The organism is Sporosarcina koreensis, from assembly GCF_000826145.2.
In the GTDB taxonomy this organism is placed as follows: Bacteria; Bacillota; Bacilli; order Bacillales_A; family Planococcaceae; genus Sporosarcina; species Sporosarcina trichiuri.
The window spans coordinates 1,387,308-1,410,877 of record NZ_LN651337.1 but is presented as its reverse complement, the minus strand read 5'-3'; the positions used below and the strand labels follow the sequence as shown (position 1 = coordinate 1,410,877).

Below are 23,570 nucleotides of genomic sequence, written 5' to 3'. Positions count from 1 at the left end.
AAGAGGAAATCCCGGCGGTTTTCAAGTAAACTGAAGAGAGAAGGACTCGACAGAAAAGGGGATACGAGGATGACAGAGAACGAATTGCTGAAAGCTGCGAGAATAGGGGACGCTGCAGAGACAGCCCGGCTGCTCGCGGGAGGTGCCGATGTACAGGCGGCTGATGCAGAAGGGCGGACGGCACTCTTTCTGGCGGTCCAGCACGACCATCCGGCATGTGTCCGTCTGCTGCTGGATGCGGGGAGCGATCCGAACCGGCGCGATCACACGGAACTGACGCCGTTCATCTGCGCTGGCGCGAATGGATTCACGGAATCCCTGCAGCTCATGGCGGGCTCAGGGGCAGACCCGGAAAGCGTCAACCGGTTCGGCGGGACAGCCTTATTGCCGGCGGCGGAAAAAGCGTACTTGCGGACAGTGGAAGCATGCCTGGCGGCCGGAGTCCCTGTCGACCATGTCAATTACCTCGGCTGGAGTGCATTGCTGGAAGCCGTCATCCTAGGGGACGGGGGCAGGCTGTATGCTGATGTCATCCAGACGCTGGTTGACGCGGGTGCGTCTGCGCATCTCGAAGACTTCGACGGCAGATCGGCATTGCGCCATGCGGATGAACAGAAGCAGGAGCGCGTGCTTGCGATCTTGACAGACACTTTGGAAGACCCTGCCCATCCCGCTGTTGTCCAGGCGAAAGCGCTTGCCGGGGACGGGCAGTGGGCGGATGCGGCTGCAGCGGTCGAAGAGGCGCTTGCCCAAGACAGTGATAATCTCGATCTGCTCTACTATGCCGGTTATTATCTGGCTGAACAGGGGCGCTGTACAGAAGCGCTCGCCTTTTACAGACAGGCGCTCACTGTGGAGCCGGATGCCCTGGAGTTCCATTTCTATGCGGCACGGTGCTGCCGGCAGCTAGGTCTGACGGAGGAAGCGCTCCGTGAATTCGATGAAGGGCAGACACGGTCGGATGACGGAGTGTTCTTCCTTTATCACAAATCGAACTACTTGCGGGAACTCGGCCGTCACGAAGAAGCGGTGCAGGTGATGGAACAGCTCGTCGGGCGGTATCCGGACAGGTACGATTTCTGGTTCCATCTGGCGAACAGTCTGCGGTCGCTCGGCCGTCACGAAGAAGCGATCCATGCCATCAGCCATGCAGCGGAACTGCAGCCCGGCAACCCGCTGTATGTGAACCACCGGGAACAGTCGGAGAAATTGCTGGCGGACGGACGATGAAAGGAGCGGGTCCTTTGAATACATCCATAGTGGTCTACGGCGATGTATTCGTCGATTACATCGCGGAAGACGCATCCAATACATCGTTCAGGCCGTACCTCGGAGGGGCAACCGTCAATGCGGCGGCGGGGGCCGCGCGTCTCGGTGCGCCGGTTTCGTTCATCACAGTGACAGGAAGCGATGAAACGTCGGAATTCGTCCGTGCGGAACTGGAACGGGAAGGTGTCGATCTGACGCCGTCCGTCATCCGGCCCGAGAAGCGGGTGAACGGTGTCTATGTGCATCTGACAGCCGACCATGACCGCGTGTTCGCAAATTATGTGAACGACACGCCGGACATCCAAGTGACCGAAGATGACCTGGACATCGGGACGTTCAGCGGTGCCTCCATCTTCCATATGTGCTCGGGGACTATGTTCCATCCGGCTGCGCTTGCGACGACACGCCGCGCCGTCCGGCTGGCCCGGCAGGCAGATACGCTCGTTTCCTATGACGCCAACATCCGGCCGCTCCGCTGGGACAGCAAGGAACAGTGCAGGGAGGTGACCGTGTCCTTCCTCGGGCAAGCCGATGTTGTGAAAGTGACGGAAGAGGAACTGCTGTTCATGATGGAAGCGGAAGTCCTGGAAGAAGGCCTTGAACGGCTGGCGGCCTATGACATCCCTGCTGTTTTGCTGACGCGGGGTGAAGGCGGGACACTGGCCGTGATCGGAGGAGAACGGTTCGAGGTACCGGCCATGCATGTGGAAGCGGTCGACACGACAGGCGCGGGGGATGCCTTCACGGCAGGGATCCTCTGCAAGATCCATCAGCACGGCTGGCCGCAGGACATTGTAGCCTGGCGGGAGATCATCCGGTTCGGCAACCGGATGGGCGCGCTGTGTGTGACAAAGCCTGGCGCGCTGTCCGCGATGCCGCACGCCGGGGAAATCGACGGGTTGGACTGCTGAAATGAAAAGCGGCCGCTGACATTCATACAGGAATGTCGGCGGCCGCTTTTTGTGCTGGCGAAGCATTGGAGATTTCCTGAGTTGTTGAAGAAAGGCCATACTGATGTTCGATTGTTTCAGGAGGGATCGGACGGCTGAACAGATAGCCCTGCCCGAGCTGGCAGCCGCCCCTCTTTAAAAGTTCCGCCTGCTGGACGTCTTCGATGCCTTCCGCAATCAGAAGCACATCCAGGTTGCGGCCCATATCGATGATGGTCTGGACGATCGACTGCATCGGTGCATGCGTCCCCATCTCGGCTGTGAAGGAGCGGTCGATCTTCAAGTAATCGATCGGCAGGAACCCGAGTTTGCTGAGCGAGGAATAGCCCGTGCCGAAATCATCGACTGCGAATTTGACGCCGAGCGAGCGGATGTCCCCGATGACGAGCCGTGAATCGGCATCGTCCTGCATCATCGATTCGGTGATTTCCAGGATCAGCCGGTCTGCCGGGAACTGCGTCACTTGCAGCACATCCCGGACGACGCCGGGGAATTGCGGATTCCGGAACTGGCGGATCGAGACATTGACCGCCAGCCGCAGGGAAGGATCGGCTGCATGCCAGTCGGCCACTTGCCGGCAGGCGGTTTCCAGCACCCACATGCCGATATCGTCGATCAGGCTGGACCGCTCCGCCATGGGAATGAATTCTGCCGGGGAGACAAGGCCGAGTTCGGGATGCTGCCAGCGGATCAAAGCCTCGAACCCTTCCAGCCGGCCGGTCCCGAGTTCGATGACCGGCTGGTAATGGAGCGTCAGCTGGTCCGTATCGAGTGCGACCCGCAGATCACTTTCGATGCGCATCAGTTTTTCACTTTGGTCGAGTTCGGGATGCGTGAACAGCTGCGCTCTGCCGCCGCCCAGCTCTTTCGCTTCATACATTGCCTTGTCCGCATATTTGACCAATGCGGCGGCATCCGGTCCGTGGCCGGGGAACTGGCTGATTCCGATACTTGAGGACGTATAGAGCAGCGTACCTTCCACTTCAAAGGGCTCTTTGAATACGGACAGGATGACTTCAGTGACTTCCGTGATCTGGTCATTCGGCAGTTCCGACAAGACGACAAATTCATCACCGCCATGACGGTAAAGCGATGTACCGGCCGGAAGTGACTGTTTCAGCCGGATGCTGACGAGTTTGATGAACCGGTCTCCGGACAGGTGCCCCATTGTATCATTGATTGTCTTGAACCGGTCAAGATCCAGCGACAGGACGCTGAACTCTTCCTGTACCTCCGTTTTCTGTTCCAGATCGCTGAACAGCTTAAGACGGTTCGGAAGCCCGGTCAGCGCATCATGCGCCGCATTATACTCCAATTCGATGTTCGTCCGCGTCAGCTGTTTCTGAATCTCCCTGTTCTGTTCGAGCTGGCGCTGAAGATGCCATTCTGCCTGGCTGCTCCGTTTCAGTGCGACTGTCAGTGCGGGTACGGCAAACAGGAACAGGATGACTGTTCTCAGGAACACTTCACCCGACACGCTGCCTGTATACGATTGCAGTATTGCGATCAGCACTTCAGAGGCCAGGCTGGACAGGAAGATGATGGCGACCACGGATACTAGGAATCTTGGGATAGTGCCTCGCTGTGATGTCTGTTCCATGCAGCAACCGCCATTTCTTTTGTGATGTAGTTGGATTGGAAAAAATGGTAATTCACCCATTTCATCAGTCTACAGCTTTTATCGACAAAAACTGCGGATTGTAAAGGGGTGACAATTGTTTATTGTTGAAAAAAGGAGGAGAAACTGAGTGTTTTCCGGCAGTGTTCGGGGGAACTTCCAGTATGACAAACCGCGACGGAAGATTCAATGGAGAGTGGAGAGGTGGCGCCAGGCGGTTATGAGCGCTTTTGTATGGTTTATGATCACTTTCAGGGATTTATGAGCACAATTCAGGGTTTATGATCATTTTCAGGGTTTTATGAGCAAAATTCCTGTTTTATGATCACATTTCCTGTTTTATGAGCGGAATGCGGAATTTATGAGCACTTCTTGTGATTGATGGACCGAACTGCAGATCGATGGACTCATCCAGGGGGCTGAGGAACATTTTGCAGCACAAAATGAACCCCCGGCTTCGCGGGAAGCCGGGGGTGTTCATCATGAAAATAGATTGATGGTGGTGATGATGATCGGCATCGAGACGACGTCAATCAGGAATGCGCCGACGATCGGGACGATCAGGTAGGCCGTGCGTGACGGGCCGTATCGTTCTGTGACGGCAGCCATGTTGGCCATGGCGTTCGGCGTGGCGCCGAGTCCGTGGCCGGCGAATCCGGCACACATGACGGCGGCGTCGTAGTTCTTGCCGAGAATGCGGAACAGGACGAAAATCGCAAACAGCACGAGGAAAACGACCTGGACGAACACGATCACAAGAAGCGGCAGCGCAAGGCCGGCGACTTCCCAGAGCTTGATGCTCATGAGGGCCATCGACAGGAAGATGCCGAGTGCGACATCACCGATGAGGGTGATGCTCTTCATATGGATGATGTTGCCGTTGAACCGGTCGATGACATTCCGGATGATGACCGCGACGAACATCGCGCCGACATAGTTCGGGAGGGCTATCCCATCTGTCAGTCTGCCGAACGCTTCCCCGAGCAGTGATCCGCCCGCCATGGAAGCGACGATCAGAAATGCCTGCATCGTGAAGTTATCGACCGAAATGGCAGGCTCATGCAGCTCCGCATTGTATTCGTACGTATCTTCTGCGCCCGCGGCTTCATTGGATTTCAGATTGTATTTGTTGATAAGGAACTTGACGAGCGGACCGCCGATAAGACCGCCTGCCACCAGACCGAACGTGGCCGCGGCGATGCCGATCGAGAATGCGGAGTCGATGCCCATCGCTTCGACGGTTGTCCCGTAGGCAGTGGCGCCACCATGGCCGCCTTCCATCGAGACCGCACCCGCCATCATACCGATCAGCGGATGGATATCGAACAGGTACGACATCGACACGCCGATGACATTCTGCATGAGTGCAAGGAATGCACAGGCAATCCAGTAGATGATCAGCAGTTTGCCGCCCAGTTTAATGAGGGCGAAGCTTGCGCCAAGACCGACTGTTGCGAAGAACGTCAGCATGAACAGGTTCTGCAGTGACGTGTCCAATGTGAAGGAGACAATGCCCGTCGTTTTCAAAATTGTGGCGAGTATCGCGAACAGCAGTCCGCCGACTACCGGCGCGGGGATACAGAACTTCTGGAGGATCTTCGACTTGCGGACGAGCAGATTTCCGAGAAGTAGAAGGGCCATCGCTAAGAACAGCGTGGTCACCTGGTTCAATTCAATCGTCATACAAAGTACCTCCAAGCAGTGATACGATCGCTTCGTTCGTCAGATAGGCGCCGAGCTTCACAGTGCGGCCGCCTTCGTCGAGTGAAGGGTTCACTTCAGATATATCAAATGAAAGCGTTTTCGGAGAGGACGCAGCAAAGCGGATCAGCTCCCGGACCTGTTTCGGTGAAAGACCGAACGGGGAAGGTGCGCTGACGCCCGGTGCCGCGGCTGCATCGAGGACATCCGAACAGAGCGTCAGCATGATGACGTCATGCGCGTCGATGAACTGCTGCAGCCGGTCCGCAACTTCCGGAAACGGAAGCGATTCCAGCTCCCGCTCCGTGATGTACTGGACGCCGAGACGGTCCGCTTCGTTGAACAGGAGGGACGTGTTGCCGAACTCCTGGATGCCGGCGACGAAGTAGGAGACCGGTGCACCGTCTTCGAGCATCTGCTTGAACATCGTGCCGGAGGACGGCTGTTCCGCATAACTTCTAAGATCGAAGTGGGCATCGATATTGACGACACCGACACTGGCATCAGGGCCAGCATACTTGCGGACGCCTGAATAATGGCCGAAAGCGGTTTCATGTCCGCCCCCGAGAATGACCGTCTTCTGATTGGCGGAAAGGCTCCGGCAGACCGCCTCGCCGAGCTCGGCCTGGGCTTCTTCGAGCCGGCCGCCTTCGCAGACGACGGTCCCGAGGTCGATCAGCCGATCGGTCTCCGGCTGGTGCCACGGCAATTTTGCGAGCTCTTTGCGGAGGGCATCAGGCCCGTCGGCAGCGCCGGTCCGTCCATTGTTGCGCCGTACGCCTTCGTCGGATGAAAACCCGAGCAGTGCCAGCGTCCTTTCATTGGGAACGCTTTCTTTCCGTGGCGTAAGCTGGACAATCTGGTGAAAGCGGTATGCGGCACGGTTCGACGCGTCGTCAACGCGGCCACTCCAATTTCGCGGATCTGCTGGTTGCAACATGGTGATCACCCTTTCGTTTTTCGTAGCAATACCCCCCATTATACGAGCGCTCATTTATTAATTCAAATACCTATCATTCATTTACTTATGCATTCAGGTTATAATGAAACGAAAAGGGAGGGGAGAGTATATGGATATCAAGCAGCTCAGGTACTTCACCGCCGTCGTCGCAGAAGGGGGATTTTCCGGCGCGGCAGCGAAACTTCACCTGTCCCAGCCGTCACTCAGCAAGGCGGTGCGGACGCTCGAAGATCAGATCGGATTCCAGCTGCTGGAGCGCACGACGAAACGTGTGGACCTGACGGAATCCGGCCGTGTGTTCCATGAACGGGCCCTGCAGGTGCTGGCGGAGATGGATCTGTTCGAAAAGGAAGTCGGGGAAGTGAAAATTGCGGGAAGCGGGGAAGTCCGTATCGGGATGATCGAATCCGTGAAAAATTGGATTCCGGGTGTATTGAGCTGGTATCGGCAGGAGTTCCCGGACATGCATGTCGCCTTGAAAGAGGTGCTCACCCGGCCGGATATCGAGCATGCACTCCGCAATTATGACGTACACGCCTGCCTCACGAATGAATATATCGAGGAAGATGATATTGTGTCACAGCCACTATATGAAGAGAAGCTTGTACTCGTCATGAGTACCGCTCACCGGTTCGCCGGGTTGGAGGATATACGGCTGGCGCACATTGCAGACGAACCGTTCATCATCACAGGCAAAGGGTTCCAGACGAGGGCGAATATCCTGCAGGCGTTCGAAGCGGAAGGGCTTGTGCCGAATATCTGCTCGGATGCCGACCGGTTCGAGACGATCCTCACACTGGTGGAAGCCGGTATCGGCATCTCCATCATCCCCCGGAATTATATCGGCGGCACAGTACCGGAAACGCTCGCCATCAAGGAATTGGACAGTGCCAGTCTCAACCGCACCGTCTATCTGGCCAGCATGAAGAACCGCTACCGTCCGCCGGCGATCGAAATGCTCCTGTGCCGGATGAAAGCTGGGGAACCGTATTTAACGGATTGAGGGAAGCTGTGTCAGCGTCCTGTCTCGATACTGTCAACAAGTTTGCTGAATTCATGTAAAAAAAGCAGTACGGGTGCCGATATAGTCGGAAAGACCACAAGGAAGAAGGAATCATCGTGTCCAAGCCCCGTTTTCTGCTGACATCCCTGCTGTCCGTGCTGCTGTTATCCGGTGCCTATCCCCTTGCTGCCCCGTCTGCTGCGGCGGCGGAACAGTCAGCTGCTCCAAAAGATCATGCGCAAGATACACACGAACTGCTCGTCCAATATAAAGAACTTCCCCGTTCCATCGCCTCGGTCCCGTCACTTCCTGCTGATACCGAGGAGATCGAAGACGTGGCCCCTTCTGTCCAGCTATTGACGTTCGATACTCCAGAAGCTCTGAGCAAAGCCGAGACGAAGCTGCAGCGCAATCCGCTGGTGGAAACAGTTGAACCGAATTACGAAAGAGCTGTCGATATGACGGTCAATGACCCATTCTACGGACAGCAATGGTGGGTGGACCACGTCCAGGCACCTGCTCTCTGGGCGCATGCAGGCAAACAGGCCAAGTCCGTCACAGTAGCCGTGATCGACTCGGGAATCGACAGTGCAATCCCTGACTTTGCCGGACGCATTGCCCAAGGTGCCTATAATTTCACGGACGGCACATCGGATGTACAGGACGTGAACGGTCATGGAACCGCGGTGGCCGGTGTCATCGCAGCTGCGCTGAATAATAGATACGGCATCACCGGCATCGCCGGCCCATTCGATGTGAAGATACTGCCGCTGAAGACCATCAAGGCAGACGGGACAGGCACCGTGTCGATGAATGTCCAGGCGATCGACTATGCGATCCGCCGCGGCGTCGACGTCATCAATATAAGCCAGGGCGGTCCAGCTGCGTCCGTCATCGAAAAGGATGCAATCCGGCGGGCGGAAGATGCCGGCATCCTGATTGTCGCGTCCGCGGGGAACGACGCCGGCAAGGGCAATCCTGTCATGTATCCGGCAGCCTATGATAAGGTGCTGTCCGTTGCATCTGTCGACCAAAGGAATCAGCACTCTGCGTTCTCGACGTACAATGACCAGGTCGATCTCAGCGCGCCGGGTGAGCGGATTGCCACGAATGCACCTGGCGGCGAGTTCGTCTTGATGTCCGGCACTTCATTTTCCGCGCCGATTGCTGCGGGTGCGGCGGCTATGGTGCAGGCTGAGTACCCCGGACTGTCCCCTGCCGAGACGAAGGCATTGCTGATGGAGACGGCGAAGGATCTCGGGGCGCCGGGACGGGATCCGCTGTATGGAGCAGGCGTGCTCGATCTGCGGAAACTGGCTGCTTCACTTGATGTGGAAATCGAGAAAGCGCGGATTATCCGCGTATCAGGAATCGAGCTGGACCGGAGGACTGCGAGTCTGACAGTCGGGAATCCGGCGACTGTTTCGGCAATCAGGCTGACTGCGCGTGTCCTGCCTGAAACGGCTGCAGACCGCACTGTCACCTGGGCGACTTCCGATCCGCGTGTCGCTGTCGTGGATCAGAACGGTCAGGTGACTGCCGTCGGCAAAGGGAAGGCGGTCATCACTGCGACGACTGCAGACGGCAGCTACACAGCAGCGGCCGATATATCCGTTGCATTCATCGCTCCATTCACTGGGGATTTCCCGGATATGGACATTGATCAGACGAAGATTTTCGCCGTGAAATTCAACACACCGCTGAAGCGGGACATCGATTATAGAGGGTACATCCGCATTTCTTCAGATCCTGATGGTAAAGGTGCTGCAGAAGAGGCGGCCGTCCAGCTTGACCCGGCCGATCCGCGGCTCCTGTACATTGCTCCTCTGAAGGATTGGAAAAACGGAACTTCCTATCTGACGATCAAAAAAGGGCTGCCGGCAGATTCCGGTAAGATACTGAACCGCGATACAAAACTGAAATTCACAGTCCGCTGAGCCCGGACTGACAGCAGCGCCGCGCATCCATGAGATGTGCGGTTTTTTTATTGGAGTGAACCGGCGTCCGAGACAGGTGCCCATCTTAAGGAATTCTTCAGAATTATACTGATAGAGCGGAAAGAAATGGCTGTCATACTGAACATGTTCGATTGTCAGAAGAATGGGTAAAAGATAGTATACGAGAAAAGCAAAAGGGGAGAGACGCATGGAACGGAAGTGCTGGCGGATTGCAGCCATCCTGACAGTCATCTACGGTTTTTATACAGCAGGATCCACACTGTTCATGCGGCTGACGGGAACAGGGATACGTAAAAAAGCCGCAGGCCGGCGCGGCATTGCACTGACGTTCGATGACGGACCGAATGCAAAGTTCACACCGCAGCTGCTTGACCTTCTATCACACTATCGCATAAAAGTGGTGTTCTTCGTGACAGGACGCCATGCCGAGCAGCATCCTGATCTGCTCCGGCGTATGCATGCGGAAGGGCATGCCATCGGAATCCATCATTACGATCATCACTCGCTCTGGCGCCTGACGCCGCGGCAGGCCCGCCGGGAAATCCGCCGGACGGCTGTGGCCATCGAGCGGATCACAGGAAGCCGGCCGCGATTTTACCGTCCGCCGTACGGACGTCTGACGGCCGCCCTGCCGGTGGTTGCGAGATCATATGAAACAATTCTTTGGACACATATACTCGGTGACTGGAAAACGGCGATGTGCGATTCGAAACTTTTACAGAGGCTGCGTGATGTGCCGGATGACGGATCGATCGTCGTCCTGCACGATGACGGCAGCAACAGTGGCGCGGATGACGAGGCACCCGGCCATATGCTCCGGGTCCTCAGGGAGTACCTTCAGGAAAGTGCGGAGCGGGGAATCGTTTTCCTCCCGCCCGACTGCATTGCCGATTGTGACGAGGACGGTCCATGAGCATCGAGTCGCTGACAAATACCATCCTGCAGTATGGCAGCATCATCATCTTCGTCCTGCTGTTCTTCGGTATCGTCGGCATCCCGTCTCCTGAAGAGTCCCTGACATTCCTGATCGGCGTGCTGATCGCCGGTCATCAGCTGTCCGCCATTCCGTCTGCGGCAGCTGCGGTGGCGGGTGCCTGGACGGGGATGCTGACCGCGTATGCGGGAGGCCGGTATATCGGCTATCCGCTCCTTCACAAAATCGGGAAGTTCATCGGTCTCACGAAGGAACGGTGGGCGAAAGCGGAGCAGTCCTTCAAGCGGAAACGGAAACGCACCATCCTGTTCGGGATCTACATGCCGGGCATCCGGCAGATCAGCCCTTATTTTGCAGGTCTTACTAAAATGCCGTTCCTTGAGTTCACACTGCTCAGCGGCGCTGCCTCGGCAGGATGGGTGCTGCCGTTTCTCGCTGCCGGCTATTTTCTCGGCAGATCATTCAAAGTCAATCCGAGTTACGCCGCTCTGGTCGGATTTGTATTTCTGCTCATCATGATCGGGCGGTTGCTCTTTAAAAAATGGAAGACGAAAAAAGAATATGCAAATTGACGAACGGGAGGTGCAGTTGTTGATGAAAGTATTGTTTTTTCCACACTTGCAAATGCAATCAGGCCACCATCAGGCCGCCGAAGCGCTGATGGATCTGATCCACCGGCAGTATCCCGAGGCGGAAGTGAAAAAGATCGATCTGCTGTCGGAAACAAACCAGCTGCTCGAGAAAGTGATCAAAACCGGCTATTTACAATGGATCAAACTAGCCCCGCGTCTGTACAGCAGGGCCTATAAGAAGCTGTACTTCAGCGAAAAGCCGCTCGACGAACAGTATATATGGCATCAGCCGCTGTTCCTGCACAAACTGAAACAGCTCATGAAGGAGGAGCAGCCGGATCTGATCTTCTGCACACACAGCCTGCCGTCCTGCATGCTCAGCAAACTGAAGATCGCCGGCCAGTGTGACGTGCCGGTCGTGAACGTCTATACGGATTTCTTTGTCCACGACTACTGGGGGCACCGCGGCATCGATGCGCATTTCCTGCCGACCGCAGAAGCCTGGCATCAGGTGTTGGACGATCCGAACGTCCCGGGACGGCTGTTTGTCACGGGCATCCCCGTGCACCGTAAAATCCGCCGGCCAGCAGAGCGGCCGCTGAAGAAGACGGCGGGACACAAACCGGTGATCCTGCTGGCAGGCGGCAACAGCGGACTCGGCTGTCCGGCCCGGATGTTCCGGGAGCTGAAGGAGGCGGACGATTTCCGGTTCATTGTCCTGTGCGGCCATAACCAGAGGCTGTATCAGAAAGTATTGTCATGGAACTTGCCGCATGTGAAGGCGCTGCCCTATGTCGCCCTGCGCGAGGAGATGGACGCCATCTACGACGATGCCGATGCCATCGTCACCAAGCCGGGCGGCGTGACTGTCAGCGAGGGGTTGCGGAAACGCCTGCCGATGTTCATCCATTCTGCACTGCCCGGCCAGGAGGAGATGAACCTTGAGACCCTGATCCCAAAGGGGCTTGTCGAACGGCTGCAGCCCGGACGGCCGCTCGCAGTCCAGCTGCGTGAAGTGCTCGCGGATGACCTGCGGCTCGCCCAATGGAAGCGGGCGATGGACCGCTATTCCGATGAACTCGCCGCTCAGTCAGATGAAGAACTGGTGTCGATCATCAGTGAACTGCTGCCATCCCTCGCAGCCCGGCCGTCTGAGAAAAAGGAAACAGAAGAGAAGCATTCGTTTGCAACCACTTGACCACTTCATATCCATACAGCAATCATAGCAGCACCCGCGTGAGGACCATGCGGGTGCTTTTTCGCGGTGCGGCAGATGACGGTGGATATGACGCCGCTGTGCTGGGGGAAGGAGAGGGGGCTCGCCGAGGGCAGGATGTGATCATAAATTGCTGGAAATGATCATAAAACTGTGAAAGTGATCATAAATCGCAGAAAGTGATCATAAAAACGCAAAAGTGATCATAACCCAGCAAAATCGCTCATAAACCTCCTCAAAGCGCTCATAACTTCACAAACTTATAAGGGGCCAGGCACAGACGACGCTGGGCAGCGGGCCGGGATGCGTCCTCCGCTCACAAAGTTGGCCGGCCGGCAATGGAAACCTAAGAACCAGCTTGTGTGCTCCGCTGCCGCTCCGCATTTTCTGCTAAACCAACCAAGCTAGCTGAAAAAATAATAGAAAACTGAAATCCCGGCTCATCAGGGAAGGAAGCGGTTACAAGGTGATTCAATTGAGAGAAAGTTCGAAAGTAATCAAAATAAGTTGTTTACTCAGCGGTTCTGTGATGATATATTGCATACAAAATACAATTTGAATTGTATAAAAACTACACAACCGGGAAAGGACTGAGCGATTTGCTGGCAAATCCATTGATTGCAACTGTACTGATTTTAGCGCTTATTGCCTTCGGCGAATGGCTCTCCATCATCTCGAGAGCACGGATTCCGATGCTGCTCACGGCGATGGTCGGATTTTTGGTCCTGACCTGGACAGGCATTTTTCCGAAAGACATTCTTGAGAAATCACAATTTGCCGCGCTTGGAGCGATTCTGATCGGCCCGGCAATTGTCCATATGGGCACGATGATTCCGCTGTCCTTAGTGAAAACCCAATACAAAGCGGTGCTGATCGCACTGGGCGGTGTCGTGACATCGGGCATCCTCATCCTGCTCATCGTACCGCTGCTGTTCGACTATCCGACTGCTGTAGCGGGTGTCGGCCCGGTGAGCGGAGGGATCATCGCGCTGCTCGTCACGTCCGAGCGGCTGGAAGAACTCGGTCTGACGTCGATCGTCGTCATTCCGGCACTGGTCGTCGCATTCCAGGGGCTGGTCGGCATGCCGCTCGCCCTGCATTTCATGAAGAAATATGCAGGTGTCATGCAGGGGCAGATCGATGACGGATCATTCGTGCCGATGGCAGGGGAGGCTGAAGAGGACGGTGAACTGCCGAAGAAGAAGGCCGGCCCGCTGCGGTCAAGTGCTGTATTGAAATTGTTCTTCGTCTTCGCAGGCGCTGCTGTCGGCACAATGCTCGGCATGGTGACGCCGATCCACTACACGTTGTGGTGCCTGCTGATCGGTATACTCGGCCTGAAAGCCGGAATCTTCCAGTCAAGCGAGCTGCAGCGTGCGAACTCCTTCACGATCGCCATGCTCGGCATCATCTTCGTCGTGATCGGAACGATGGCAGGCGTGACACCGGGTCAGGTGCTCGACAACCTGCCGGCGATCCTCGCCATTCTCGGCATCGGCACAATCGGAATTTCCACCGGGGGCTACGTGATGGCAAAACTCGTAAAGTGGCACCCGTTCAAGGGGATGCCGGTCGCATTGACTGCATTGTTCGGCTTCCCGGGCGACTATATCCTCTGTGAGGAAGTGAGCCGGAGCTGTGCCCGCAATGAAAAAGAGGAAAAACTGATTTTCAATGAACTGCTCGCACCGATGATCATCGGCGGATTCACAACAGTCACTGTCGCGTCGGTCGTCATTGCAGGTATTCTGATCAAAACATTATAAACCGGAGGGATTCATATGACGAAAACCATTATCAAGAACGGACTGCTGATTGACGGCACGGGGAAAGAGGCGCAGCAAGACCAGGTGGTTGTCGTGGATGGCAGCCGCATCACCTATGTCGGCGGCGAGAGCGGCTATGCGGCGTCCGGTGAGGAAACTGTCATCGATGCCGGTGGGAACACGATTGTACCGGGATTCATCGACACCCATGTCCATATGATGATGGAATACGCGTCTGTCGCTGAACGGCTCGCGACGCCGTTCTCGTTCATGTACTACCAGGCGATGAAGTACTTGAAGACAACACTCGAAGCGGGGGTGACATCAGTCCGCGATGCGCTCGGCACCGATCTTGGCGTCAAGAAAGCGGTCGAGGACGGCCTGATCTCAGGGCCGCGCATGCAGCTGAGCATCAACGCTCTGACGACGACGGGCGGGCACGGTGACGGCTATACGGTATCGGGGCAGACGGTGGAGCTGCTGCCGTCCGGCTATCCCGGCATGCCGCACGGAATGTGTGACGGGGTGGAGGAAGTACGCAAGAAGACGAGGGAAATGCTGCGGGCCGGGGCGGAAGTCATCAAGGTTCACGCGACCGGCGGTGTTCTGAGCGCGACAGATCATCCCGAATTCACCCAGTTTTCATTGGAAGAACTGAAAGTGATCGTCGAGGAAGGGAAGTTCCGCAAAAACACACGTGTCATGGCGCATGCCCAGGGAGCGGAAGGCATCAAGAACGCCGTGCGGGCAGGGATCCATTCGATTGAGCACGGCATCTTCATCGACGACGAGGCGATCGAGCTCATGCTTGAGAACGGCACATTCCTCGTACCGACACTGCTCGCGCCGGTCGCGGTGCTCGAGACGGCCGAAGAAACCGGCATGCCGGAGACCGCTGTCCGGAAATCCGAGGAAGTCATCGACCACCATATCGCCAGTTTCCAGAAGGCGTACAAAGCCGGCGTCAAGATCGCGATGGGTACGGATGCCGGTGTATTCAAGCACGGCACGAACCTGCGTGAACTGGAACTGATGTGCAATGCGGGCATGACCCCGATGGATGCGATCGTCGCCTCCACGAAAACGGCTGCCGAGTGCCTCGGGTGGGAGGAGCAGGTCGGAACAATCGAGACCGGCAAGCTTGCAGACATCGTCATCGTCAAAGGCAATCCGCTGGAGGACATCGCGTCACTCTCCAGCCATGAAACGATCCAGGTGGTCATGAAAGACGGCAAGATCGAAAAAGATATCCGCTGATCAGCAGAATCCCCTTCTTCACCGCATAAAGTGAGGAAGGGGATTTTAATTTCCCTTGGTAAAAATGCTGTCGACTATTGACGGATTCTTGGATTCTATTTACGATGTAATCAGTCTATTGTTTATATTCAATATATTAGGGGGTAATGCGGGTGAGTCTTCAGGAGTTCACGAAACGGTATCTGGATGAACACAGGGCCTATTTCGAGGAAGTGAGCGAGTACATTTTCCGGCATCCGGAAACACGGTTCGAAGAATACGAGTCTGCGAAGTATTTGGCGGATCAATGCGAAGCGAAAGGTTTCACGGTCGAGCGCGGTGTCGGCGGTATTGGAACCGCCTTCACGGCGACGTTTGGTGAAGGCCATCCGGTCATCGGATTTCTGGGGGAATTCGATGCGCTGCCGGAACTGAGCCAGGAGCCGAACAGTATCACGGAGCAGCGGTGGGAGCGGCATATCGGTCACGGCTGCGGGCATAACCTTCTCGGAACCGGAGCATTCGCGGCCGCCTGTGCGGCGAAAGCGTATCTGGAAGAGACCGGCCAGACCGGCACCGTGAAATTCTTCGGCTGTCCCGGGGAGGAAGGCGGCTCCGGCAAGACATTCATGGCGCGGGAAGGTGTCTTCGACGGTACGGATCTCGCGCTGACCTGGCATCCGTCACCGACAAACAGCATCATGAGCCTCAGCACACTGGCGAACATCCAGGTGTTCTACCGGTTCAAAGGGGTGCCGTCCCATGCGGCCAATTCACCGCATCTCGGACGCAGTGCGCTCGATGCCGTGGAACTCATGAACACAGGGGTCCAGTATTTGCGGGAGCATATGCCGGATCAGGCGCGCATCCACTACGCCATCACGAATACGGGCGGGTTCGCGCCAAACGTCGTACAGGCGAATGCCGAAGTGCTCTATCTCATCCGGGACGTCGATACGGAGCGTGTCATGTCACTGTTCGAACGCGTGAACAAAGTCGCGGAAGGGGCGGCGCTCATGACGGAGACGGACGTGACCGTCGAGATCGACAAGGCGTGTTCGAACTACATCCCGAACCGGGCGCTCGAGCGCATCCTGTATGACAGCCTGTCCGAAATCGGCATCGAGCCGCCGACTGAGGAGGAGAAAGAGTTTGCCCGGGGCATCTTCGAATCCCTCTCGGAAGCGGAGCGGAAAGATTACCTCGGGGTCATGAAAGGGTTCGGCTATGTCGGGGACGGCTCGGAGTTCGAGGGCAAATATGTCTCGGACTGCATCTCGCCGTATGAGGTGCTGCCGGATATCCTGACGGCTTCGACGGACGTGTCGGATGTAAGCTGGATCATGCCGACCGCCCAGCTGTCGACGTCGACCTCCGCGCTCGGCACGCCGCTCCATACGTGGCAGATGACGAGCCAGGGGCTGTCGGCGAACGCGCATAAGGGGATGCTGCGGGCGGGCGGCGCCATGGCGCTGACCGCACTCAAAATCTTTGGGAATACGGATCTGCTTGCACCGATCCGTGATGAGTACACAGCGTTTGCACAGAAGAATCCTTACAATTGTCCGATTCCGGCGGATGTCAGTCCGTCGCCGCTCGGCAAGTAAATCGATTTAGGGGGAATGGGGATGGAAACGAAAGCATCGAATCGGGGGTTCTTCAACAAAGCATTGAATGGGATCGAGCGGCTCGGAAACCGGCTGCCCGACCCGTTCATCCTCTTCGTCTTCATGGCGGTCGCCGTCATGGTGGCGTCACTGATCTTCAGCTTGTTCGATGCCCAGGTCAAACACCCGGGCACCGGGGAAACACTGCCGATCAACAACCTGCTCTCGGGAGCGGGACTGCAATATATCCTTGAATCAATGATCACGAACTTCACCGGATTCGCACCGCTAGGCATCGTCCTGGCGATGATGCTCGGGATCGGGCTGACGGAGAAAGTCGGCCTGCTCGACTATGCGATCCGGAAAACGATCTTGAAATCCCCGCCGTGGCTGCTGACGTACGCCGTCGCCTTCGTCGGTATCATGGGGAATATCGCGTCGGATGCTGCGATGCTGCTCATTCCGCCGCTCGCTGCGATGATCTTCTATAAGGTCGGCCGCCATCCTCTTGCGGGACTCGCCGTCGGCTACGCATCCGCAGGCGCCGGGTTCACGGCGAATCTATTCATCGTCGGAACCGATGCATTGCTCTCCGGGATTTCCACGGAAGCAGCGAAGATTGTCGATGACTCGATCGTCGTGACGCCTGTCGATAACTGGTATTTCAATATCGTATCCGTCTTCATGCTGACGTTGCTCGCAGGTTTCATCACGACGAAATTCATTGAGCCGCGTCTCGGGAAATATGAGGGGGATGCGGTCGACGTCGATATGGAAGAAGACGATCCGCGGGCCGGAAAGGCATTCCTGTTCGCCGTCATTGCGGGTCTGCTGTATCTCGCAGTGCTCGTCGTCGGGATCTTCTGGCCGGACAGTCCGCTGCGCGGTGAGGGCGGTACGATCATCCCGTCGCCGTTCATCAGCGGCATCGTACCGATCATCCTGTTCCTGTTCCTGACTGTCGGTGTTACGTACGGAATCACTGTCGGTAAGATCAAAAGCGGGAAAGACATCGCCGGCTACATGGCCGAAGCGATGAAAGATATGGCCGGCTACATCGTCCTCATCTTTGCAATCTCGCAGTTCATCGCCTATTTCAACTGGTCGAACATCGGCACGTGGATTGCGGTCAACGGGGCGGAGTTCCTCGAATCCATCAACTTCACGGGCATCTGGCTGATCATCGGCTATATCATCTTCACGGCGCTCATGAACTTCCTGATCACGTCAGGGTCGGCGAAGTGGGCGCTCGAAGCGCCGATCTTCGTGCCGCTGTTCATGCAGCTCGGTTATCATCCGGCGTTCACGCAGGTGGCCTACCGTGTCGCGGATTCGTCGACGAATATCGTGACACCGCTGCTGCCGTACATGGTCGTCGTGCTGACGTTCATGCAGAAGTATGATAAGAAAGCGGGAATCGGGACGCTCATCTCGCTCATGCTGCCGTTCTCGATCTGCTTCCTCATTTCCTGGATCCTGCTGATCCTCGTATTCTTCTATGCAGGCATCCCGTTCGGACCGGGCATTACACCATTCTTGAAGTAAACGACAGGAGGGAGATCATTGGCCTATCAATTGGAAGAGAAAGTGAAAGCATGGCGCCGCGACCTGCACCAGCATCCGGAACAGGGATTCCTGGAAATGCGGACGGCGTCCAAAGTGGCAGCTGAAGTGACGCGTCTCGGTTTCAGGGTGCGTCTCGGGAAGGAAGTCATGACGGAAGATGCACGGATGGGCGTGCCGGAACAGCGGGTGCTCGATGCGCATTATGACTGGGCAGTCGCCCATGATGCGGATCAGGACTTCCTGCCGCAGCTGACAGACGGATTCACCGCGGTTGTCGCCGACTGGGACACAGGCCGGCCCGGCCCGGTGACGGTGTTCCGTGTCGATATGGACGCGCTGCCGATCCATGAATCGGAACATCCCGAACACCTGCCGGGACAGCTCGGCTTCCGGTCGCTGAATGACGGCTCCATGCATGCATGCGGGCACGACGCGCATACGTCGATCGGCATCGGGCTCGCGACACGGGTGGCGGAAGACCCGGATGCATTGAATGGCATCATCCGGATTATCTTCCAGCCTGCCGAGGAAGGGACGCGCGGTGCGAAATCGATGACGGAAGCGGGTGTCGTCGATGACGCGGATTTCTTCATCGCCTCGCATATCGGCACCGGCGTTCCTCATGGGGAGTTCGTCGCCGCAGCGAACGGCTTCATGGCGACGACCAAGATGGATGTCACATTCCGCGGCCGGGCCTCTCATGCCGGCGCGCAGCCGGAAGAAGGCCGTAATGCGCTGCTGGCTGCAGCCAATGCACTCGTCAATCTGCATGCGATCTCAAGGCACTCCGGCGGGACGTCCCGTGTGAATGTCGGTGAATTGACGGGCGGCGGCGGCCGCAATGTCATTGCGGACACCGCCTATATGAAGGTGGAGACGCGCGGCGAAACGTCCGTTGTGAACGATTATGTGCGCAGCCAGGCGGAGAATGTGATTCGGGGCGCCGCGATGATGACCGGAACGGACTGCACGATCGACATTGTTGGTGAGGCGATCAGCTGCGCCTGCTCGGAAGGCCTTGCTGCAATGGCCGGAGCAGTCGCAGAGACGGCGGCCGGCATCTCGAAAGTGCATCGCGCGGACAATGCATCGGCAGGATCCGAAGACGCTACGTATTTTATGGAACGTGTGAAAGAGAAGGGCGGCCAGGCGACCTACTGCATCTTCGGTACGGAGCTTGCGGCCGGCCATCATAACGAACGGTTCGATATCCATGAAGACACCCTGCTCGTTGCGGTGAATGTGCTGTATGACACGGCACTTGCGCTGAACGGCAGGGAATAGGAAAAACCCCCGATCGCTCCAATTTGTGAAGGATCGGGGGGTTTTTGGGTCAGAACGTCAATTCATCCGTGACATTGTGATCCTGATCGAGCACTTTCACGACGCTCGGCGTATTCTCTTTGGCGAGACGCTTCGCTTCGTCCAGTGCTTCGTCCTTTGAGCCGTACTGCTGTTCCGGCGCGACGTCTTCAAGTTTCACGAGCCATCCGGTCATCTCGGGGTTCGGCACGACACTGTACATATTCATACTGCAAAACTCCTTTGTAAATGTAATGGTTATAGTTTGTATGTTCCCCATTGCGGGGAAATGAAACACACGGCGCATACGGGCTGAATTGTGCGTGGATGCCGATGAATTCAGCGGAATGCCCGATACCTCGGCTGAAATGTCCGACAACTCTGCCTAAATGTCCAATACATCACTTCAAATGTCCGATATGCCGGGCGATCTGTCCGATACTTCACGAACTGCAGACTGCCGCCCGCTCATCATGGCGCCGGCAGTCATGCTTCGGGTACACTGAAAGTAGAATGGAAGACAACGAATTGGAGAGGGGGAGGCCTATGGACCTCTGGCTGGAAGTCGAAATGCTGACGAAGCTGAGCATTTCCGCTGTGCTGGGTTTGATCATCGGGCTGGAACGGGAACTGAAGAGGAAACCGCTCGGCCTGAAAACGAGCCTGGTCATCAGTATCGTCAGCTGCCTGCTGACCATCGTCTCCATCGAGTCGGCATACTCGTTCCCGGACAGCGCGAGCGGCGTCAAAATCCAGATGGATCCGCTTCGGCTTGCGGCTCAGATTGTCTCAGGCATCGGCTTCCTCGGCGCCGGCGTCATCTTGCGCCGCGGCAATGATCAGATCTCCGGACTGACGACTGCTGCAATGATCTGGGGGGCGGCCGGTATCGGGATCGCGGTCGGAGCCGGCTTTTTCGCAGAAGCCATTTTCGGCGTCCTGCTGCTGATACTCAGTGTCGAACTTGTGCCGTATTTCGTCATTAAATACGGGCCGAAACGGCTGAGGCGTGATGAGATGGGCCTCCGCATCAAAGTGAATGACCAGGCAAGCATTGAGCTGGTGCTGACAGAATTGCGGCGTCAGCGTTTTCATATCTATCAATCCCGCATCAAGGATCTTGATGATGAAAAGCTGCTTCTTCTGGAAATCAAAGCTCGTGTGCCGGCGAACCGTCCGCTGCCCGATATCTATCGGTCCATAAAAGAAATAGACGATGTCCATACTGTTGAAGTGAACGGCTGAAGAGGCGGTGCCGACCGCACATTCCAGGAAAGGATTTGACTGCAGATGATCTCTTTTTCGCATGAAGACCGGAGCCGCCTGCTTGGCCGGCTCTCTGCTGAACGGTACGATCTCATTGTGATCGGCGGGGGCATCACGGGTACGGGGATTGCGCTGGATGCAGCGTCCCGGGGCATCCGGACGCTGCTCGTCGAGATGCAGGACTTTGCGGCAGGGACGTCCAGCCGCTCGACGAAACTCGTCCATGGCGGACTCCGCTATTTGAAGCAGCTGGAAGTGAAGCTCGTCTCGGATGTTGGGAAGGAGCGGGCGGTCGTGTACGCGAATGCTCCGCATGTCACCCATCCTGAATGGATGCTGCTGCCGTTCTACAAGAATGGATCGTTCGGCAGTTTTTCTACGTCACTCGGCCTTCAAGTATATGACTTTCTGGCCGGTGTGAAAAAATCCGAACGGCGCACGATGCTGACGAAGACAGAAGTGATGGAGCATGAGCCGCTGCTGAAACGGGATGACCTGCTCGGCGGCGGGGAGTATGTCGAGTATCGGACCGACGATGCCCGTCTGACGATTGAAGCCGCAAAGAAAGCGCGCGAAGAAGGTGCGGATCTGCTCAACTACACGAAGGTCACCGGGTTTTTATCCGATGAAGGCGGCAGCGTGACCGGCGTCGAACTGGTAGATGTCCTGACAGGCCGGCAGTATGACGCGCATGCACCGGTCGTCGTCAACGCGGCAGGTCCGTGGGTTGAACAAGTGCTGGAACTGGACAGGCCTGGTGAGTCGGGACGGCTGCTGCTGACGAAAGGCGTCCACCTCGTGTTTGATCGGAACAGGCTGCCGCTCCATCAGCCCGTCTATTTCGATACGCCGGACGGCCGGATGATCTTCGCGATTCCGCGTCTTGACAAGACCTACGTCGGCACGACCGATACGGTCTATGAAGAGGACCTGATACATCCGGGCGTGACGGAGGAGGACAGGCGGTACATCCTCACCGCCATTTCGGAGATGTTCCCGCAGGCGGGGATCCGTCCGGCGGATATCGAGTCGTCCTGGTCCGGCGTGCGGCCGCTCATCCGGCAGGAAGGGAAAGGGCCGTCCGAGATTTCGCGCAAGGATGAGATCTGGGAAGCGGACAGCGGCCTGCTGACGGTGGCGGGCGGCAAACTGACGGGGTACCGCAAGATGGCAGAGGACGTCACCGACCTCGTCAGCCGGAAACTCCGGAAATTCGGCATCCAGGCAGGCCCTTGCATGACGGCGACGCTTGCATTATCCGGCGGCGCGTTCAGTCGGCCGGAAGACTATCCGGTCTATGTTGAAGACCGGGCACGGGAACTTGTGAAACTCGGCATCTCATATCAGGACGGGCTCAATATTGCCTCGATGTATGGCACAAACACGAACCAGGTGGCGGAAGGCATCACCCGGGTACAGCCGGCGCATGGGCTGCCGCTCGCCATCCGGCTGACGCTCCAGTATGCAATCGATTTCGAGATGGCAATGACACCGTCCGATTATTTAATCCGCCGGACGGGCGCGCTATACTTTCATATCGACTGGGTCAAGAAGTGGAAAGAACAGGTCACCGCCTACATGGCCGAACGCCTCGGCTGGGACGATGGCGAACGCCGGCAGCACATGAGGGAGCTCGATGACCGGATTTCTGACGCGATCGGGAAATAACAGGTAGATATCACTCGGACAGCACGGGAAACGGAAGAGAAACTGAAACCATGCATCACACCGGCAGCCGACTGACTGCCATCTGAAGTCCCCGTCCTCATTATCAGCGGACGGGGTTTTCGCATGCCGGCAGGATCGTGGAGCAACGTGATTGACAGGGTGGGGATGACGCTGTAGTATACGGGGTGGGGTATGAACCTATATTTTTTTAAGTGAATTTATACCCGCAGGGGTAAATAGGAGGAGAACAAATGAAAGAAGTGACAACCACGGAAGTGGAGCAGATGCTGGCCGCCCGGCAGCCTGTCCGGCTGATCGACGTCAGGGAGACCGAGGAATTGCAGGAAGTCAAGATCCCGGGGGTCATCCACATTCCGCTCGGCCTTCTGGAATTCAAGCTCCAGGACCTGCCGAAAGAGGACACATACGTGCTTATCTGCCGATCGGGCGGACGCAGCGGTCGCGCTGCACAACTGCTCGAAAGCCGGGGGTACGATGTCATGAATATGACAGGCGGCATGCTCGACTGGAACGGACCTACAGAATAAAACAGATAAAAGAAATGAGGAATCATCATGACAAACCGCACAGCCATCATCGCGTCGAACGGCAGCCTGTTCGATGCGTACAAAGTATTCAATATCGCAACCGCTGCAGCTGCGAGCGAGCACGAAACAGCAATCTTTTTCACTTTCGAAGGACTGAACTTCATCCACAAACAGGCGTCCGCACAGCTGCCGATGCCGGAGGGGAAGGAGCATTTCGCGGAAGGGTTCGCGAAGGCGAACGTGCCGGGAATCCCTGAACTGATCGCGATGGCACAGGAGCTGGACGTGAAGTTCATCGCCTGCCAGATGACGATGGATGTCATGGGACTGACGGAAGAGGATATGGTCGATGGGATACAAGTGGGCGGTGCCGCAGCATTTTTGGAGTTCGCCAAGGATGCGGACGTCACCCTTGCATTCTGATATGGA

At 56.7% G+C, this 23,570-nt stretch carries 20 protein-coding genes; 16 read left to right on the top strand and 4 right to left on the bottom strand.

Features of this window, described 5'->3' with window-relative positions:
- Positions 1-69 precede the first annotated feature (69 nt).
- Both BN1190_RS12710 and BN1190_RS12705 read left to right on the top strand, forming a co-directional pair.
- On the top strand, positions 70-1,230 hold the full coding sequence (locus BN1190_RS12710) for a tetratricopeptide repeat protein (protein ID WP_040287390.1): 1,161 nt from the start codon (positions 70-72) through the stop codon (positions 1,228-1,230).
- A gap of 14 nt (positions 1,231-1,244) precedes the next feature.
- Positions 1,245-2,180, top strand: coding sequence for a carbohydrate kinase family protein (locus BN1190_RS12705; protein WP_244898714.1), 936 nt, complete (start codon positions 1,245-1,247; stop codon positions 2,178-2,180).
- A gap of 22 nt (positions 2,181-2,202) precedes the next feature.
- Here BN1190_RS12705 and BN1190_RS12700 read toward each other — a convergent pair whose 3' ends face one another.
- From BN1190_RS12700 to hutG, 3 genes are all read right to left on the bottom strand, one after another.
- Positions 2,203-3,819 carry a putative bifunctional diguanylate cyclase/phosphodiesterase gene (locus tag BN1190_RS12700; RefSeq protein ID WP_179860789.1) on the bottom strand — a complete coding sequence of 539 codons (1,617 nt, stop codon included), beginning with the start codon at positions 3,817-3,819 and terminating at the stop codon, positions 2,203-2,205.
- 498 nt (positions 3,820-4,317) lie between these two features.
- Positions 4,318-5,520 carry a sodium/glutamate symporter gene (gene gltS, locus BN1190_RS12695; protein WP_040287388.1) on the bottom strand — a complete coding sequence of 401 codons (1,203 nt, stop codon included), beginning with the start codon at positions 5,518-5,520 and terminating at the stop codon, positions 4,318-4,320.
- Positions 5,510-6,478 carry a formimidoylglutamase gene (hutG, locus tag BN1190_RS12690; protein ID WP_040287387.1) on the bottom strand — a complete coding sequence of 323 codons (969 nt, stop codon included), beginning with the start codon at positions 6,476-6,478 and terminating at the stop codon, positions 5,510-5,512. Before hutG ends, gltS begins: the two co-directional genes overlap by 11 nt.
- Positions 6,479-6,608: 130 nt before the next feature.
- Between hutG and BN1190_RS12685 the strand changes: the two genes are divergently transcribed.
- The 10 genes from BN1190_RS12685 to BN1190_RS12640 all read left to right on the top strand — a co-directional run bounded on the left by BN1190_RS12685 (position 6,609) and on the right by BN1190_RS12640 (position 19,641).
- Positions 6,609-7,502: a LysR family transcriptional regulator gene (locus BN1190_RS12685; protein WP_040287386.1), complete on the top strand. Its 894-nt coding sequence runs from the start codon at positions 6,609-6,611 to the stop codon at positions 7,500-7,502.
- Positions 7,503-7,618: 116 nt separating this feature from the next.
- The gene (locus BN1190_RS12680) at positions 7,619-9,439 is read left to right on the top strand and encodes a S8 family peptidase (RefSeq protein ID WP_052461863.1); all 1,821 of its coding nucleotides are present in this window, start codon (positions 7,619-7,621) and stop codon (positions 9,437-9,439) included.
- 208 nt (positions 9,440-9,647) lie between these two features.
- Positions 9,648-10,373, top strand: a complete 726-nt coding sequence (locus BN1190_RS12675; RefSeq protein WP_052461862.1) for a polysaccharide deacetylase family protein — start codon at positions 9,648-9,650, stop codon at positions 10,371-10,373.
- On the top strand, positions 10,370-10,966 hold the full coding sequence (locus tag BN1190_RS12670; RefSeq protein WP_040287385.1) for a DedA family protein: 597 nt from the start codon (positions 10,370-10,372) through the stop codon (positions 10,964-10,966). Before BN1190_RS12675 ends, BN1190_RS12670 begins: the two co-directional genes overlap by 4 nt.
- 22 nt (positions 10,967-10,988) lie before the next feature.
- The gene (locus tag BN1190_RS12665) at positions 10,989-12,164 is read left to right on the top strand and encodes an MGDG synthase family glycosyltransferase (protein WP_244898735.1); all 1,176 of its coding nucleotides are present in this window, start codon (positions 10,989-10,991) and stop codon (positions 12,162-12,164) included.
- A gap of 617 nt (positions 12,165-12,781) precedes the next feature.
- Positions 12,782-13,948, top strand: a complete 1,167-nt coding sequence (locus BN1190_RS12660; RefSeq protein WP_040287733.1) for a hypothetical protein — start codon at positions 12,782-12,784, stop codon at positions 13,946-13,948.
- Between the two features lie 15 nt (positions 13,949-13,963).
- Positions 13,964-15,205, top strand: a complete 1,242-nt coding sequence (locus BN1190_RS12655) for a metal-dependent hydrolase family protein (protein ID WP_040287383.1) — start codon at positions 13,964-13,966, stop codon at positions 15,203-15,205.
- Between the two features lie 146 nt (positions 15,206-15,351).
- Complete coding sequence (locus BN1190_RS12650; RefSeq protein ID WP_040287382.1) at positions 15,352-16,791, top strand: amidohydrolase; 1,440 nt, start codon at positions 15,352-15,354, stop codon at positions 16,789-16,791.
- A gap of 21 nt (positions 16,792-16,812) precedes the next feature.
- Complete coding sequence (locus BN1190_RS12645) at positions 16,813-18,336, top strand: AbgT family transporter (RefSeq protein ID WP_179860788.1); 1,524 nt, start codon at positions 16,813-16,815, stop codon at positions 18,334-18,336.
- Positions 18,337-18,354: 18 nt separating this feature from the next.
- Positions 18,355-19,641, top strand: a complete 1,287-nt coding sequence (locus BN1190_RS12640) for an amidohydrolase (protein ID WP_040287380.1) — start codon at positions 18,355-18,357, stop codon at positions 19,639-19,641.
- 49 nt (positions 19,642-19,690) lie between these two features.
- On the opposite strand, the gene BN1190_RS12635 is transcribed toward BN1190_RS12640, so the two are convergent.
- Complete coding sequence (locus BN1190_RS12635) at positions 19,691-19,888, bottom strand: DUF2188 domain-containing protein (RefSeq protein ID WP_040287379.1); 198 nt, start codon at positions 19,886-19,888, stop codon at positions 19,691-19,693.
- Positions 19,889-20,205: 317 nt separating this feature from the next.
- Here BN1190_RS12635 and BN1190_RS12630 point away from each other — a divergent pair, with 317 nt between their 5' ends.
- The 4 genes from BN1190_RS12630 to BN1190_RS12615 all read left to right on the top strand — a co-directional run bounded on the left by BN1190_RS12630 (position 20,206) and on the right by BN1190_RS12615 (position 23,564).
- Positions 20,206-20,904 carry an MgtC/SapB family protein gene (locus BN1190_RS12630; protein WP_040287378.1) on the top strand — a complete coding sequence of 233 codons (699 nt, stop codon included), beginning with the start codon at positions 20,206-20,208 and terminating at the stop codon, positions 20,902-20,904.
- Positions 20,905-20,949: 45 nt separating this feature from the next.
- Positions 20,950-22,593, top strand: coding sequence for a glycerol-3-phosphate dehydrogenase/oxidase (locus tag BN1190_RS12625; RefSeq protein WP_040287377.1), 1,644 nt, complete (start codon positions 20,950-20,952; stop codon positions 22,591-22,593).
- A gap of 251 nt (positions 22,594-22,844) precedes the next feature.
- Entirely contained in the window at positions 22,845-23,141 is a 297-nt protein-coding gene (locus BN1190_RS12620) for a rhodanese-like domain-containing protein (protein WP_040287376.1), read from the top strand.
- Between the two features lie 27 nt (positions 23,142-23,168).
- On the top strand, positions 23,169-23,564 hold the full coding sequence (locus tag BN1190_RS12615) for a DsrE/DsrF/DrsH-like family protein (RefSeq protein ID WP_040287375.1): 396 nt from the start codon (positions 23,169-23,171) through the stop codon (positions 23,562-23,564).
- The last annotated feature ends 6 nt before the right edge of the window (positions 23,565-23,570 follow it).

Coding starts and splice junctions, on each gene's coding strand:
- BN1190_RS12710 (WP_040287390.1), top strand. CDS start 70: ATGACAGAGAACGAATTGCTGAAAGCTGCGAGAATAGGGGACGCTGCA.
- BN1190_RS12700 (WP_179860789.1), bottom strand. CDS start 3,819: ATGGAACAGACATCACAGCGAGGCACTATCCCAAGATTCCTAGTATCC.
- gltS (WP_040287388.1), bottom strand. CDS start 5,520: ATGACGATTGAATTGAACCAGGTGACCACGCTGTTCTTAGCGATGGCC.
- hutG (WP_040287387.1), bottom strand. CDS start 6,478: ATGTTGCAACCAGCAGATCCGCGAAATTGGAGTGGCCGCGTTGACGAC.
- BN1190_RS12685 (WP_040287386.1), top strand. CDS start 6,609: ATGGATATCAAGCAGCTCAGGTACTTCACCGCCGTCGTCGCAGAAGGG.
- BN1190_RS12675 (WP_052461862.1), top strand. CDS start 9,648: ATGGAACGGAAGTGCTGGCGGATTGCAGCCATCCTGACAGTCATCTAC.
- BN1190_RS12670 (WP_040287385.1), top strand. CDS start 10,370: ATGAGCATCGAGTCGCTGACAAATACCATCCTGCAGTATGGCAGCATC.
- BN1190_RS12665 (WP_244898735.1), top strand. CDS start 10,989: ATGAAAGTATTGTTTTTTCCACACTTGCAAATGCAATCAGGCCACCAT.
- BN1190_RS12655 (WP_040287383.1), top strand. CDS start 13,964: ATGACGAAAACCATTATCAAGAACGGACTGCTGATTGACGGCACGGGG.
- BN1190_RS12650 (WP_040287382.1), top strand. CDS start 15,352: ATGCGGGTGAGTCTTCAGGAGTTCACGAAACGGTATCTGGATGAACAC.
- BN1190_RS12645 (WP_179860788.1), top strand. CDS start 16,813: ATGGAAACGAAAGCATCGAATCGGGGGTTCTTCAACAAAGCATTGAAT.
- BN1190_RS12635 (WP_040287379.1), bottom strand. CDS start 19,888: ATGAATATGTACAGTGTCGTGCCGAACCCCGAGATGACCGGATGGCTC.
- BN1190_RS12630 (WP_040287378.1), top strand. CDS start 20,206: ATGGACCTCTGGCTGGAAGTCGAAATGCTGACGAAGCTGAGCATTTCC.
- BN1190_RS12625 (WP_040287377.1), top strand. CDS start 20,950: ATGATCTCTTTTTCGCATGAAGACCGGAGCCGCCTGCTTGGCCGGCTC.
- BN1190_RS12620 (WP_040287376.1), top strand. CDS start 22,845: ATGAAAGAAGTGACAACCACGGAAGTGGAGCAGATGCTGGCCGCCCGG.
- BN1190_RS12615 (WP_040287375.1), top strand. CDS start 23,169: ATGACAAACCGCACAGCCATCATCGCGTCGAACGGCAGCCTGTTCGAT.